Raw genomic sequence first — 13,284 nt, 5'->3', positions numbered from 1 at the left:
ATTGTTGCAAATTTGTCGCAGCAAGAAAGCGCCAACGATCCGTCAATTGTCAAACCGATAAAGAGGGTCCGATAACGGCAGTGGGTGGCTGAACCATTGTGCGCAACGGCGATCCAGCGACAGCATCAACTCGTAGGTTTGCTGCCGCGCCTTCATGCTACCGTCGGAGCCGAGTGTGGCTATCGCAGCTCCGATAAGCCCGGAAGCGGCAAGCAGATCGGCGGCGACAAGCTTCATCTCGGGCTTGATCGGCTTGCCCTGTCTCAGAGCCAAGGCGATCTGTGACCACTGGTCCCAAGGGAACGCTTGTGACAGGGCGGGCGGGCGCGAAGGTGCAGTCGATTGCCGAGGGTCGCTAAACAGTGGCCGCATGGCGTAGCGAGCCAATGCGCGGTCGACCATTTCCAACGCCGACTGGCCGGGTCGGCCGGGGCCGGTTGACGTGACGCGTTGTAATAGTTGGACCCGCTCATCTCGACCGTAGATCTGGTCGAGCAGTGCGATCATGATGGCTATGGATTTGTCGGGGTCGGCGACCGGATCCAGCGAGCCTCCGGCAATGCCGGCGAGCATGCTCTCCGCCACAACCGTGCCTAGCCTCATGTCGCCCGTATACTGCATCAGCGGGTAAAGTATGAATGCCTCCGGCGCCACATCGATCGCATCGAAGATCCTTTGGAGCCAAAGCTCAAATTTTGCGTCTTTTATTTCCTTTGGCTGCTTTTCGATTTCAAATAGCGGTTTTGACAGGCTGTTCCATCTTGCTGATCGAACTATTCTGGATCGCTGCGAATCCATTTCCTTTGTGCGATCGAGGATAGAGATAAGTGGCTGGAGGTCGTAGAGGGTGGTCAGCAGGTCGACCGCAAGGCTGGAAATGCCCAGTTTTTCCGCCTTCTGCGAAATCCGGAGCTTCACTTCATCGTCCAAATCCAGCAGCGCGGATGCGAGTGGATCGATTTCAGCGTCGAATCCAAATGGGTCTGCGGCTCGCCATTCAGCAAGATTTGCAAGCAGCCAGTCTTCGTCGCCGTCGATGATCGCTGCGCGCCATCCGGATGGGCCAAGCATTGCAATCGCTTTGCGTGCACCCGGATCGGCTGGAAGGCTGTCGTATAGCTTCCGCCGATCCGCGTTGTTGGCATAGGCAAAGCGAAGCTCATCGAGCCTCGCGGGAGGTTGATCTGCCTGCATCAGGCTGCTCAACAGCTCGGAACCGACAGCATAGCTTGTCTCGCCATAGTGCAGCTTCATATAGGCTGCATCGGTGGCATACAGGTTTCGGCGGAAGCGTGATTTTGTGGCCGGGTCAGTCAGAAGAAAGTCGGCGGCTTTCTCGATCTCGGCCCCATATTTGCAACTTGGCGCGCGACTGAAACTCTGTTCTTCGGACAAGGCGGACGAAATAAGCTGTAGCGAAACAGCAATCGAAGCCACAATGCGCATGTTACCCCCGCATGAATTGCGCCGCTTTCGATGATTGCAGCACAATCGAGGCGATGAACAGCTATTTAGCGTCTTGTCTCAACACCGATCGAGGTGCTTGCAGGACTGCTCAGGCGTTAGGCGCTGGCAATTGTCGCGTTGCTCGGCGGGTCACGCAAATTGGCGCGACACTGGTAATTCCGCGAGCTTTCCGCCATATAGCGCCAAACAGCCGCGAGAATTTTTCCGCCATGGCCAATGAGGCCCCTTTCGCCAAGATGAACGGGCTCGGCAACGACATCATCGTCGCCGACATGCGCGGCCGTGCGGACCGCGTCACGCCTGCCGCGGCGATCGCGCTGGCCGCCGATCCGGCGACCAAGTTCGACCAGATCATGGCGATTCACGACCCGCGCACGCCGGGCACCGCGAACTATATCGAGATCATCAATTCGGACGGCACCATGGCGCAGGCCTGCGGCAACGGCATGCGCTGCGTCGTGCAGGCGCTCGCCGCCGAGACCGGCCAGAAGCTGTTCACCTTCGAGACCGTGGCCGGCATCCTCAACGCCGAGGAGCACGACGACGGCACGATCTCGGTCGACATGGGCATCCCGCGCTTCGGCTGGCAGGACATTCCGCTGGCCGAGGAATTCCGCGACACGCGCGCCATCGAGCTGCAGATCGGGCCGATCGACGCGCCGGTGCTGCACTCGCCCTCGGTCGCCTCGATGGGCAACCCGCACGCCATCTTCTGGGTCGACAACGACGTCTGGAGCTACGATCTCGGGCGCTTTGGACCGCTGCTCGAAAACCACCCGATCTTCCCCGAGCGCGCCAACATCTCGATCGCCCAGGTAACCTCGCGCGAGACGCTGAACCTGCGCACCTGGGAACGCGGCGCCGGCCTGACGCTGGCCTGCGGCTCGGCTACCTGTGCGGCTGCCGTTTCTGCCGCGCGCACCGGCCGCACCGGGCGCATTGTCACGGTCACCGTGCCGAGCGGCGGGACGCTCAAGATCGACTGGCGCGCCGACGACCACGTGGTCATGACCGGCCCGGCCGAGTGGGAATTCTCCGGCAGCTTCGACCCGGCCACCGGCGCCTGGCGCCGCGACCAGCAGGACGTCGCCTGATGGCGGTGGATGTCGTTACCTTCGGCTGCCGCCTCAACACCTACGAATCCGAGGTGATGAAGCGCGAGGCCAAGGCTGCCGGGCTCGAGGAGCTCAAGGGCGGCGCGGTCATCTTCAACACCTGCGCGGTGACCAGTGAAGCGGTGCGCCAAGCCAAGCAGTCGATCCGCAAGGCACGGCGGGAGAACCCGGACGCGCGCATCATCGTCACCGGCTGTGCCGCGCAGACCGATCCGGCCGCCTTCACTGATATGGCCGAGGTCGACCTCGTGCTCGGCAACGAAGAGAAGCTCAAGGCGCACAACTACCGGGCGCTGCCGGACTTCGGCGTCAACGACTTCGAAAAGGCCCGCGTCAACGACATCTTTTCCGTGCGCGAGACGGCCGGCCACATGGTCGATGCCATCGAGGGCCGCGCGCGCGCCTTCGTGCAGGTGCAGAACGGCTGCGACCATCGTTGCACCTTCTGCATCATTCCTTATGGCCGCGGCAATTCGCGTTCGGTGCCGATGGGTGCGGTGGTCGAGCAGATCAAGCGCCTCGCCGGCAACGGCTATGCCGAGGTGGTGCTGTCGGGCGTCGACATGACCAGCTATGGCGCCGACCTGCCGGGCGCGCCGCGCCTGGGCAAGCTGGTCAAGACGATCCTGCGCCAGGTGCCCGACTTGCGCCGCCTGCGGCTGTCGTCGATCGATTCCATCGAAGCCGACGAGGATCTGCTCGAGGCCGTCGCCAGCGAGACACGGCTGATGCCGCATCTGCATCTGTCGCTGCAGTCGGGCGACGACATGATCCTCAAGCGCATGAAGCGCCGCCACCTGCGCGACCAGTCGATAAAATTCTGCGCCGATGTGCGCAATCTGCGCCCCGACATCGTCTTCGGCGCCGACATCATCGCCGGATTCCCGACCGAGACCGACGCGATGTTCGAGAACTCGATCCGCGTCGTCGAGGAGTGCGGGCTGACCCATCTCCACGTCTTCCCGTTCAGCCCGCGCGAGGGCACGCCCGCCGCGCGCATGCCACAGGTTCGCCGCGAGATCGTCAAGCAGCGCGCCGCGCGCCTGCGCACCGCCGGCGATGTCGCCTACAGGGGCCATCTCGAAGCGCTCAAGGGCTCGCGCCAGAAGGTGTTGGTCGAGCGCGAGGGGCTTGGGCGGACGGAAGGGTTTACGCTTGTTGCGCTCGACCAGGGTGCTGCGGGCGAAATCGTCGAGGTCGACATCGCCGGGCACAACGGCGAGCGGCTGACAGCGGCACCGGCCGCCGCACGCGCGGCCTGACGAAAGCGACCGCATGGCATTCGGGTTCATCAAGAAAGTCTTCTCCTTCGGCAAGAAGGAGACCGTCGAGCAGCCGGCCGAGACCGAGGTCCTGCCGCCGCTGAATTTCGACGCGCTGGAGGCACTGAAGCCGGCGGAAGAGGCGCCAGTCGCCGAAACTCCCTCCCCCTTGAGGGGAGGGTCGATCGACGAAGTCGATCGGGGTGGGGTCGCCGAAGCCTCGGAGACGCCCCCCTTTGGTCCTTCGGACCATCTCCCCCTCAAGGGGGGAGAAGAGGTCGCGCTCGCCCAGGAACCGAAGCCGGAACCCGCGCCCGAAACCCCGCCCGCGCCGCCATCGGTTCCCGAACCCAAGCCCGCCGAGCAGCCGGTGCCTTCGGAGCCTGCGCCGCAGCCGGCTCCGCCGGAAGAGCCCGAGCCCGCACCCGAGCCGGAAGTTCCTGCGACCGAGCCTGAAAAGCCCACCGAGCAACCGGCGCCAGTGCCCAGCCCGGTGGAGCCGGAACCGGCACCGGTCGAGGTCCCCGTTCCGCCGGCAGAACCGTCCACGCCGGAATTCCCCCAGGAGATCCCGGCGCAGCCGGAACTCCCGGCAACCGCGCCGACGATGCACGCGCCCGTGCCAGAGTCCGAAGAGCCCGCGATTTCCCTCCCCCTCGAGGGAAGGGCGGCCGCGCAGCGGCCGGGTGGAGTCGCCGAATCGAAGGATGCGGCTCAAACGCTTGCCGCGCCGGAAGAGCCGGCAGTAGCGGAGAAAACCCCTTCTGGTCCGTCGGACCATCTCCCACTCAAGGGGGGAGAAGAGGTCGCGCCTGCAACGCCAAAAACCTCCACCGGCAAGGTCACCGTCCAGAAGAAGGTCGAGCAGAAGGCCGAGGTCGTCGAAGCGGCCGCGCCGGCGCCGCGCCTGTCGTGGTTCCAGCGCCTGCGCCAGGGCCTGTCGCGTTCGTCGAAGGAGCTGTCGGGCAACATCGCCGGCATCTTCACCAAGCGGAAGCTCGACGAAGACACGCTGCAGGACCTCGAGGACGTGCTGATCCGCGCCGATCTCGGCGTCGAGACGGCGCTGCGCGTCACCGATGCGCTGGCGTCGAGCCGCTACGGAAAGGACGTGTCCGACCACGAGGTCCGCTCGATCATGGCGGTCGAGGTCGAGAAGGTGCTGAAGCCGGTGGCGCTGCCGCTGGAACTCGATCTCTCGCACAAGCCGCATGTCATCCTGGTCGTCGGCGTCAACGGCACCGGCAAGACCACCACGATCGGCAAGCTCGCCGCCAAGCTGACCGAGGGCGGGCTGTCGGTGATGCTCGCCGCCGGCGACACCTTCCGTGCCGCGGCCATCGAGCAGCTGAAGATCTGGGGCGAGCGGACGAAATCGCCCGTCATCGCCACCAAGCTCGGGGCGGATGCCGCGGGCCTCGCCTACGACGCCTTCGAGAAGGCCAAGGAAGCGGGTTCGGACGTGCTGATCATCGACACCGCCGGGCGCCTGCAGAACAAGGCCGAGCTGATGGCCGAACTCGAGAAGATCGTGCGCGTGCTCGGCAAGCTCGACCCCGAGGCGCCGCACACCGTGCTGCAGACGGTCGACGCCACCACCGGCCAGAACGCGCTCAACCAGGTCGAGATCTTCCGCAATGTCGCGGGCGTGAACGGCCTGGTGATGACAAAACTCGACGGCACCGCGCGCGGCGGTATTTTGGTCGCAATCGCAGCCAAACATAGATTGCCGGTCTATTTCATCGGCGTCGGCGAGCAGGTCGACGATCTCGAACCATTTTCGGCGAGCGACTTCGCCAAGGCGATCGCGGGAGTCGCCTGATGCGTTTCCGCCAGCCGGAAACGATCGGAAGCCAGGAAGCCATGAACGCACCCATCCTCGAACGCGACCCCTCCGATCCACAGCGCAAGAAGCAGGAGGTCAGCCCGCTGCTCAAGCTGGTGCTGGAACTCGGGCCGCTGGTGGTGTTCTTCTTCGCCAATGCGCGCGGCGAATGGCTCGCGACCCGCTTCCCCGCGCTGGCCGATCTCGGCGGGCCGATCTTCATCGCCACCGGCCTGTTCATGGCGGCGACGGCGATCGCGCTGGCAGCCTCGTGGATGCTGACCCGGTCGCTGCCGATCATGCCGCTGCTGTCGGGCGCGGTGGTCTTCGTGTTCGGCGCGCTGACGCTCTATCTGCAGGACGACGTCTTCATCAAGATGAAGCCGACCATCGTCAACACGCTGTTCGGGGTCATCCTGCTCGGCGGACTGCTGTTCGGCAAGTCGCTGCTCGGCTACGTCTTCGATTCCGCCTTCAAGCTCGACGCAGAGGGCTGGCGCAAGCTCACCTTCCGCTGGGGGCTGTTCTTCCTGTTCCTCGCCGTGGTCAACGAGGTGGTCTGGCGGTCGTTCTCGACCGACACCTGGGTGGCCTTCAAGGTGTGGGGCATCATGCCGATCACGCTGCTTTTCACCTTCAGCCAGATGCCGCTGATCATGCGCCATTCGCTCGAGGAGCAGCCCGGCAAATAGGCCGAGCTGCCCGAAATCCTAATCCCTCGTTAACGCGCCATGCGCGAGACGCATTGCTGCGTTGCAGCATCTTATTTTGCAGTGCAGCAGTTCCTATGTCATCCTGAGATTGATCAGGGAGGTCATATCGCGCCGCAATATGCGGTGGATGAAAGGAACGTAACCATGTTCTTCGACAGCCTTCTGAGCCGTGCGCGCCAGAGCGCCGCCAAGCGCAAGCAGTACAAGCGCCTCGTCGCCGAGATCGACAGCTTCTCGGGCCGCGACCTGGCCGACATGCGCGCCGACCGCAGCGAGATGCTGTACCAGGCCTTCAAGCAGGTTTACGGCTGAGCATCTTGCAGTCAGACGGAATCGTCTGGCGTCGCAGAAATGCGGCTAAGAAAAACAACTAGAGCGGCGCGTCCGTACTGGCGCCCCCGGGCAAATTTACGCCAGCGCATGACGACATGCGCCGAGCCATCCATCCGAGGAGCCATGAGGCTCCCCGGCTACTGCGCAGCCAGCGCCTTCTCGATTTCCGGCATGAGGGTCGCCCGCACCGATTCCGGCGTCATCGGGCCGACATGCTTGAACGCGACCTTGCCGTCCTTGCCGACCAGGAAGGTCTCGGGAATTCCGTAGACGCCCCAGTCGATCGCCGAGCGCCCCTTCGGGTCCACGCCCAGGACATCGAAGGGATTGCCGAGCTCGCCGAGGAAGCGGCGGGCGTTCTCGGGCTTGTCCTTGTAGTTGAACCCCGCCACCGTCACGCGCTGGTCCTTGGACAGCTCGACGATCACCGGATGCTCCTCGCGGCAGGGCGCGCACCATGACGCCCACACATTGACCAGCGTCACCTTGCCGATGAAGTCCGCCGAGTTGAGGCCGGGCAGCGACACGCCCTCGAGCGGCGGCAGCTCTGTCTTCGGCGCCGCCTGGCCGATCAGCGTCGACGGCACCACCGCAAGGTTGCGGCCGGACAGGAGCTGGGCCAGGAACACACCCGCCAGCGCCAGGAAGAGCAGCAGCGGCAGCAGGATGAACAGCTTGCGCGGGCGTGGCGGATTTTCGGTTTCGATGCTCATGGGCGGGCTCCGCTGCGGTCCGAGCGGCGGCGATGGCCGGCGGCTTCGAGTTCCGCCAATTCGCGCTTGCGGGCGCGCTGGTCGAAGAGGATCCACAGGACCAGGCCGGCTATGGCCAGCGCCGAAGCGCCGTAAGCGGCCGTGACGTAGAGGGCGTGTGCGCTCATCGGGCGGCAGTCCGCTCGCAAGGTTCAAAGATGTCGATCTTTTCGACCATGGCTTCAATTAGCCATGAGCGCGCGCGCATGCAATTGGACGCCGCGCCGCACCCGGCCACGATGAAGCGATCGTGATCGCCGGACAGTTGGTCAGTCGGTGCCCGAACGCAGCGCCACGGCGGCGGCCAGCGGGCCGATGACGGCGAGGAACAGGGTCAGCGCACAGAGGATCACGAAGGGCGGCATGAACGGGTCAGGGTCGTTGACCGCACCGTAGGCGGCGGTGACGCCGAAGATCAGCACCGGAATGACCAGCGGCAGGATCAGCACCGAGATCAGCAGCCCGCCGCGCGGCAACGCGACGGTGACCGCCGCACCGGCGGCGCCGACGAAGACGATCGCCGGCGTGCCGACGAGCAGGGTGAGAGCCGCGGCGCCGATGCCGGTGGGTTCCATGTTCATGAACAGGCCGAGCATCGGGGCGGCGACGACGAGCGGCAGCACGCTCGCCGTCCAGTGGGCCAGGCATTTTACGAAGACGGTCAGCGCCAGCACGTGCTTGTCGGCGTTGAGCACCAAAAGGTCGAGCGAGCCGTCCTCGCGGTCGGCCTGGAACAGCCGGTCGAGGCCGAGCAGGCTGGCGAGCAGCGCCCCTATCCACAGGATCGCCGGGCCGATGCGAGCGAGCAGATTGAGGTCCGGCCCGACGCCGAAGGGGATGGTGACGATGACGGCGAGAAAGAACAGCACGCCGGTCAGCGCCCCGCCGCCGGCGCGGATGCCCATACGCAGGTCGCGAAGATAAAGGGCTAGCATGGGTGAGGCCCTTCATTGCATCCGCAACAGATGAAGGGTCTACGTTCCTTCGCACCCCCCTCTGTCCTGCCGGACATCTCCCCCACAAGGGGGGAGATTGGCAGCTCCGGCCGCCTCACCCATCCTGCGATGCCGAAGATTGACGAAGGTCGCGATGACGGCGTGATCTCCCCCCTTGTGGGGGAGATGGCCGGCAGGCCAGAGGGGGGCGTGAAGGAGCGCTGACGTCGGGCGATTGAAGGGCTAGCCATGCACCTGCCCCATCTCCAGCGTCTTCGCCCCCTCCAATCCCAGCGGCAGGTGGGTCGCGGCGACGACGATGCCTCCAGACGCGCAATGCTCCCGCATCAGGGCGGCGAACTGGGCTTCGGAAGCCTTGTCGAGGCCCGCGGTCGGCTCGTCGAGCAGCCAGACCGGGCGGTGGCTGACGAGCAGCTTAGCGATCGCGGCACGGCGCTTCTGGCCAGTCGAGAGATAGCCGAAGGGCAAATGGCCGAGGCCGTCGAGGCCGACGTCGTCCAACGCCTCGCCGATGCCGAGCTTGCCGTTGCCGGCAAAGCTTTGCCAGAACTCCAGGTTCTCGGAGACCGTCAGCGCCGCCTTCATTGCGTTCTGGTGGCCGAGATAGTGGCAGGCGGACGCAACCGTCGGAAATTCCTCGCCGCCGCCCTCGACGGCGATTCGCCCATGGGCGTGCGGCAAAAGACCGGCGACTATCCGCAGCAGCGTCGACTTGCCCGAGCCGTTGGGCCCGGTGACGGTGAGCGCCTCGCCGTTTCCGAGCGCGAAATCGACGCCGGCGAAGACTGTCTCGCCGCCCCGTTCCCCGCTCAGATCATCGGCGATCAGCCGCATGTTTCCCCCGTCGCCGAAGCCGGTTTGCCGTCGTCTTGCGTCGCAGCAAATTAGGCGATTCTCCGTCTAGAACTATTCCAGGAAATTCTCTATATGCCACTCGACCATGCCAGCGGTCGGCATGGAAACAGAATATGCGCCGAACCAGCGCACGCGCCGCCTTGAACGGCTCGGGTTGCTTGGGAGCGGACAGCGGAAATGGCCGTACCCGCACCTTTGCGCGTGATTGCATGCCATCGGAGTCCGTTCCCGTGTAGGCTGAACAGACAAGGATGGATCGCACGTGTCCAAATCACTCGACAGTTTCAATTGCCGCCGCACCCTGACCGCGGGTGGGGCCGAGTATGTTTACTACAGCCTCGTCGAGGCCGAGAAGAACGGCCTGACCGGCGTCTCGCAGCTTCCCTATTCGATGAAGGTGCTGCTGGAGAACCTGCTGCGCAACGAAGACGGCCGCTCGGTCACCAAGGAATCGATCCAGGCCGTGGCCGGCTGGCTGACCGACAAGGGCACCGCCGGCGTCGAGATCGCCTACCGCCCGGCCCGCGTGCTGATGCAGGACTTCACCGGCGTTCCGGCCGTGGTCGACCTCGCCGCCATGCGTGACGGCATCAAGACCCTCGGCGGCGACCCCGAGAAGATCAACCCGCTGGTTCCCGTCGACCTCGTCATCGACCACTCGGTCATCGTTGACGAATTCGGCACCCCGATGGCCTTCGCCCGCAACGTCGAGCTCGAATACGAGCGCAACGAAGAGCGCTACAAGTTCCTGAAGTGGGGCCAGCAGGCGTTCCGCAACTTCCGCGTCGTGCCGCCCGGCACCGGCATCTGCCACCAGGTCAACCTCGAATACCTCGCCCAGACCGTCTGGACGAACACCGAGGATGGCGTGACGACGGCCTACCCGGACACCTGCGTCGGCACCGACTCGCACACCACCATGATCAACGGCCTGGGCGTGCTCGGCTGGGGCGTGGGTGGCATCGAGGCCGAGGCCGCGATGCTCGGCCAGCCGGTTTCCATGCTGCTGCCCGAGGTCATCGGCTTCCGCCTCACCGGCAAGCTCAAGGAAGGCGTCACCGCCACCGACCTGGTGCTGACCGTCACCCAGATGCTGCGCAAGAAGGGCGTCGTCGGCAAGTTCGTCGAGTTCTTCGGCCCCGGCCTCTCCAACATGACGCTGGCCGACCGCGCCACCATCGGCAACATGGCGCCGGAGTATGGCGCGACCTGCGGCTTCTTCCCGGTCGATTCCGAGACCATCCGCTACCTCAACATGTCGGGCCGCGCCGAAAACCGCATCGCGCTCGTCGAGGAGTACTCCAAGGCGCAGGGCATGTGGCGCGACGCCTCGTCGGCCGACCCGGTCTTCACCGACCTGCTCGAACTCGACATGGCAACCGTCGTTCCCTCGATGGCCGGTCCGAAGCGCCCCGAAGGCCGCATTCCGCTCGATGGCATCGCCTCGGGCTTCGCGACCGCGCTTGAGGCCGAGTACAAGAAGACCGTCGACACCGCCAAGCGCTATGCCGTCGAGGGCGAGAACTTCGACCTTGGCCATGGCGACGTGGTGATTGCCGCCATCACCTCCTGCACCAACACCTCGAACCCGAGCGTGCTGATCGGCGCGGGCCTGCTCGCCCGCAACGCCAACCGCGTCGGCCTCAAGCAGAAGCCCTGGGTCAAGACCTCGCTGGCTCCCGGCTCGCAGGTGGTTGCCGAGTACCTCGAGAAGGCCGGCCTGCAGAAGGAGCTCGACCAGATCGGCTTCAACCTCGTCGGCTTCGGCTGCACGACCTGCATCGGCAATTCCGGCCCGCTGCCGGCGCCGATCTCGAAGACCATCAACGACAAGGGCCTGATCGGTGCGGCCGTGCTCTCGGGTAACCGCAACTTCGAAGGCCGCGTGTCGCCCGACGTGCAGGCCAACTACCTGGCCTCGCCGCCGCTGGTGGTTGCCTATGCGCTCGCCGGCACGGTCACCAAGGACCTGACGACCGAGCCGCTGGGCGAGGATCGCGACGGCAAGCCGGTGTTCCTCAAGGACATCTGGCCGACCAGCGCCGAAATCGAGGAGTTCATCGCCAAGAACGTCACCCGCGAGCTGTTTGCCCGCAAGTATGCCGACGTCTTCAAGGGCGACGAGAACTGGCAGAACGTCAAGGCGCCGGAAGGCCAGACCTACACCTGGGACGACGACTCGACCTATGTGCAGAACCCGCCTTACTTCGTCGGCATGGGCTCGAAGCCGGGCCAGATCGGCAAGATCGAGGGTGCGCGCGTGCTCGGCCTGTTCGGCGACAAGATCACGACCGACCACATCTCTCCGGCCGGTTCGATCAAGGCGGCCTCGCCCGCCGGCAAGTACCTGATGGACAATGGCGTCGGCGTCGCCGACTTCAACCAGTACGGTACGCGCCGCGGCAACCATGAGGTGATGATGCGCGGTACCTTCGCCAACATCCGCATCCGCAACCACATGCTGGGCGAGAACGGCCGCGAGGGTGGCTACACCTTCCACTATCCGTCGAAGGAAGAGATGCCGATCTACGACGCGGCCATGCAGTACCGCAGCGAAGGGGTGCCGCTGGTGATCTTCGCCGGCGTCGAGTACGGCAACGGCTCGTCGCGCGACTGGGCTGCCAAGGGCACCAACCTCTTGGGCGTGCGCGCGGTCATCGCCCAGTCGTTCGAGCGCATCCACCGCTCCAACCTGGTCGGCATGGGCGTGATCCCCTTCACCTTCGAAGAGGGCACGACCTGGAAGACGCTCGGCCTCAAGGGTGACGAGACGGTGACGATCGACGGTCTCGAGACGATCAAGCCGCGCCAGAAGATGGTTGCCAAGGTCACCTTCGCCGACGGCTCGACGAAGGATGTGCCGATCCTCTGCCGCATCGATACGCTCGACGAACTCGACTACTTCAAGAACGGCGGCATCCTGCAGTACGTCCTGCGCGACCTCGCCGCCTGAGGCAGCCGCAGCGTTACACGTGAATCAAGGCCGCCGGGGCGCAAGCTCCGGCGGCTTTTTTCTGCCTGGATGACGGCGGCAAGAACCGGCGAGGCAGCATCCCTTGCCTTGCGAGCCGGCGCTGCCTGGAACGTTTCTGCTTTGAATCGCGGAAGCGCTCTGCCCCTTTGGTTTTGACGCAATTCCGGACGGAAAACCGCTTCGCACTTTTCCTGGAATTGCTCTAGAGACGGTTGGACCGCAACGCACCCAGCAGGCCAGCCTTGTCGTTTCTTTCCGTCGCCATACTCTTCCTCTCCGGCTTCCTTTCGGGCGTCGTCAATGCCATCGCCGGCGGCGGCACCTTCCTCACCTTCGGCGCGTTGACCATGACTGGCCTGCCGCCGATCGCCGCCAACGCCACCTCGTCGATCGCCCAGTTTCCCGGCTACGTCACATCGACCTACGCCTATCTCGCCGACATCCGGCGCATGTGGCGCGGCGCCCTCGCCTTCGCCTTCATCTCGGCCATCGGCGCGCTGGCCGGCGCGCTGATCCTGCTGTCGCTCGACAATGTCTCCTTCGGCGCGCTGGTGCCGTGGCTGCTGCTGGCCGCCACAGCACTCTTCGCCGCCGGCCCCTGGCTCCGGCCGAAAAAGCTTGCCCAGCGACCGGAAGGCGCGCCGTCCTCGCGCGCCGGCCGCATCGTCCAGTTCTTCACCTCGATCTATGGCGGCTTCTTCGGCGCCGGCATGGGCGTGATGATGCTCGCCACCCTCGGCCTCACCGAAGGCGGCGACTACCATCGGCTGAATGCGCTGAAGAACATGCTGTCCATCGTCATCGCCGCGGTCGCCATCGTCATCTTCGCCTCAGGCGGGGTGGTGGCCTGGGTGGAAGCAGCGATCATGGTACCGGGCGTGGCGCTCGGTGGCTATGCCGGCGTCTGGACGGCGCGGCGCGTGCCGCAGGGCGTGGTCCGCAGCTTCGTGGTCGCGGTCGGGCTGTTTTTGGCAGGCTATTATTTCACCAAAGGCTGAGGACGGCGGAAGCCACGATCTTCCCATGTTGGGA

General features: G+C 65.0%; 12 protein-coding genes. 7 read left to right on the top strand and 5 right to left on the bottom strand.

What is annotated here, in order from left to right; translation table 11 throughout:
* Positions 1–42 precede the first annotated feature (42 nt).
* Positions 43–1,446: a hypothetical protein gene (locus AmiPiv_RS21945; protein WP_340040847.1), complete on the bottom strand. Its 1,404-nt coding sequence runs from the start codon at positions 1,444–1,446 to the stop codon at positions 43–45.
* A 230-nt stretch (positions 1,447–1,676) separates the two neighbouring features.
* Here AmiPiv_RS21945 and dapF point away from each other — a divergent pair, with 230 nt between their 5' ends.
* From dapF to AmiPiv_RS21920, 5 genes are all read left to right on the top strand, one after another.
* Positions 1,677–2,561, top strand: coding sequence for a diaminopimelate epimerase (gene dapF, locus AmiPiv_RS21940; protein WP_340040845.1), 885 nt, complete (start codon positions 1,677–1,679; stop codon positions 2,559–2,561).
* Complete coding sequence (mtaB, locus tag AmiPiv_RS21935; protein ID WP_340040843.1) at positions 2,561–3,844, top strand: tRNA (N(6)-L-threonylcarbamoyladenosine(37)-C(2))-methylthiotransferase MtaB; 1,284 nt, start codon at positions 2,561–2,563, stop codon at positions 3,842–3,844. Before dapF ends, mtaB begins: the two co-directional genes overlap by 1 nt.
* A 13-nt stretch (positions 3,845–3,857) precedes the next feature.
* Positions 3,858–5,666 (top strand): signal recognition particle-docking protein FtsY, encoded by a 1,809-nt coding sequence (gene ftsY, locus AmiPiv_RS21930; protein WP_340040841.1) that lies wholly within the window; start codon positions 3,858–3,860, stop codon positions 5,664–5,666.
* Between the two features lie 41 nt (positions 5,667–5,707).
* Positions 5,708–6,361 carry a septation protein A gene (locus AmiPiv_RS21925; protein ID WP_340040839.1) on the top strand — a complete coding sequence of 218 codons (654 nt, stop codon included), beginning with the start codon at positions 5,708–5,710 and terminating at the stop codon, positions 6,359–6,361.
* Between the two features lie 165 nt (positions 6,362–6,526).
* Positions 6,527–6,694, top strand: a complete 168-nt coding sequence (locus tag AmiPiv_RS21920; RefSeq protein ID WP_340040837.1) for a hypothetical protein — start codon at positions 6,527–6,529, stop codon at positions 6,692–6,694.
* Positions 6,695–6,852: 158 nt separating this feature from the next.
* On the opposite strand, the gene AmiPiv_RS21915 is transcribed toward AmiPiv_RS21920, so the two are convergent.
* The 4 genes from AmiPiv_RS21915 to ccmA form a co-directional block, all read right to left on the bottom strand.
* Complete coding sequence (locus tag AmiPiv_RS21915) at positions 6,853–7,428, bottom strand: DsbE family thiol:disulfide interchange protein (RefSeq protein WP_340040835.1); 576 nt, start codon at positions 7,426–7,428, stop codon at positions 6,853–6,855.
* Positions 7,425–7,595: a heme exporter protein CcmD gene (ccmD, locus tag AmiPiv_RS21910; RefSeq protein WP_340040833.1), complete on the bottom strand. Its 171-nt coding sequence runs from the start codon at positions 7,593–7,595 to the stop codon at positions 7,425–7,427. Before ccmD ends, AmiPiv_RS21915 begins: the two co-directional genes overlap by 4 nt.
* A 141-nt stretch (positions 7,596–7,736) precedes the next feature.
* Entirely contained in the window at positions 7,737–8,402 is a 666-nt protein-coding gene (gene ccmB, locus AmiPiv_RS21905; protein WP_340040831.1) for a heme exporter protein CcmB, read from the bottom strand.
* A gap of 243 nt (positions 8,403–8,645) precedes the next feature.
* The gene (gene ccmA, locus AmiPiv_RS21900) at positions 8,646–9,257 is read right to left on the bottom strand and encodes a heme ABC exporter ATP-binding protein CcmA (protein ID WP_340040829.1); all 612 of its coding nucleotides are present in this window, start codon (positions 9,255–9,257) and stop codon (positions 8,646–8,648) included.
* Between the two features lie 283 nt (positions 9,258–9,540).
* On the opposite strand from ccmA, the gene acnA reads away from it, so the two are divergent.
* Both acnA and AmiPiv_RS21890 read left to right on the top strand, forming a co-directional pair.
* Positions 9,541–12,231 carry an aconitate hydratase AcnA gene (gene acnA / locus AmiPiv_RS21895; protein WP_340040827.1) on the top strand — a complete coding sequence of 897 codons (2,691 nt, stop codon included), beginning with the start codon at positions 9,541–9,543 and terminating at the stop codon, positions 12,229–12,231.
* Between the two features lie 263 nt (positions 12,232–12,494).
* Positions 12,495–13,250: a sulfite exporter TauE/SafE family protein gene (locus AmiPiv_RS21890; RefSeq protein WP_340040825.1), complete on the top strand. Its 756-nt coding sequence runs from the start codon at positions 12,495–12,497 to the stop codon at positions 13,248–13,250.
* The last annotated feature ends 34 nt before the right edge of the window (positions 13,251–13,284 follow it).

It is taken from the genome of Aminobacter sp. Piv2-1 (genome assembly GCF_037625995.1).
Taxonomy (GTDB): domain Bacteria; phylum Pseudomonadota; class Alphaproteobacteria; order Rhizobiales; family Rhizobiaceae; genus Aminobacter.
Note: the sequence above shows the minus strand (reverse complement) of the source record. Positions and strands in the feature narration are given on the sequence as shown.

Bases quoted from the DNA above. Each gene is read 5' to 3' on its own strand.
- AmiPiv_RS21920 (WP_340040837.1), top strand. From the start codon at position 6,527: ATGTTCTTCGACAGCCTTCTGAGCCGTGCGCGCCAGAGCGCCGCCAAG.
- ccmA (WP_340040829.1), bottom strand. From the start codon at position 9,257: ATGCGGCTGATCGCCGATGATCTGAGCGGGGAACGGGGCGGCGAGACA.
- AmiPiv_RS21925 (WP_340040839.1), top strand. From the start codon at position 5,708: ATGAACGCACCCATCCTCGAACGCGACCCCTCCGATCCACAGCGCAAG.
- ccmB (WP_340040831.1), bottom strand. From the start codon at position 8,402: ATGCTAGCCCTTTATCTTCGCGACCTGCGTATGGGCATCCGCGCCGGC.
- AmiPiv_RS21915 (WP_340040835.1), bottom strand. From the start codon at position 7,428: ATGAGCATCGAAACCGAAAATCCGCCACGCCCGCGCAAGCTGTTCATC.
- ccmD (WP_340040833.1), bottom strand. From the start codon at position 7,595: ATGAGCGCACACGCCCTCTACGTCACGGCCGCTTACGGCGCTTCGGCG.
- mtaB (WP_340040843.1), top strand. From the start codon at position 2,561: ATGGCGGTGGATGTCGTTACCTTCGGCTGCCGCCTCAACACCTACGAA.
- dapF (WP_340040845.1), top strand. From the start codon at position 1,677: ATGGCCAATGAGGCCCCTTTCGCCAAGATGAACGGGCTCGGCAACGAC.
- AmiPiv_RS21945 (WP_340040847.1), bottom strand. From the start codon at position 1,446: ATGCGCATTGTGGCTTCGATTGCTGTTTCGCTACAGCTTATTTCGTCC.
- ftsY (WP_340040841.1), top strand. From the start codon at position 3,858: ATGGCATTCGGGTTCATCAAGAAAGTCTTCTCCTTCGGCAAGAAGGAG.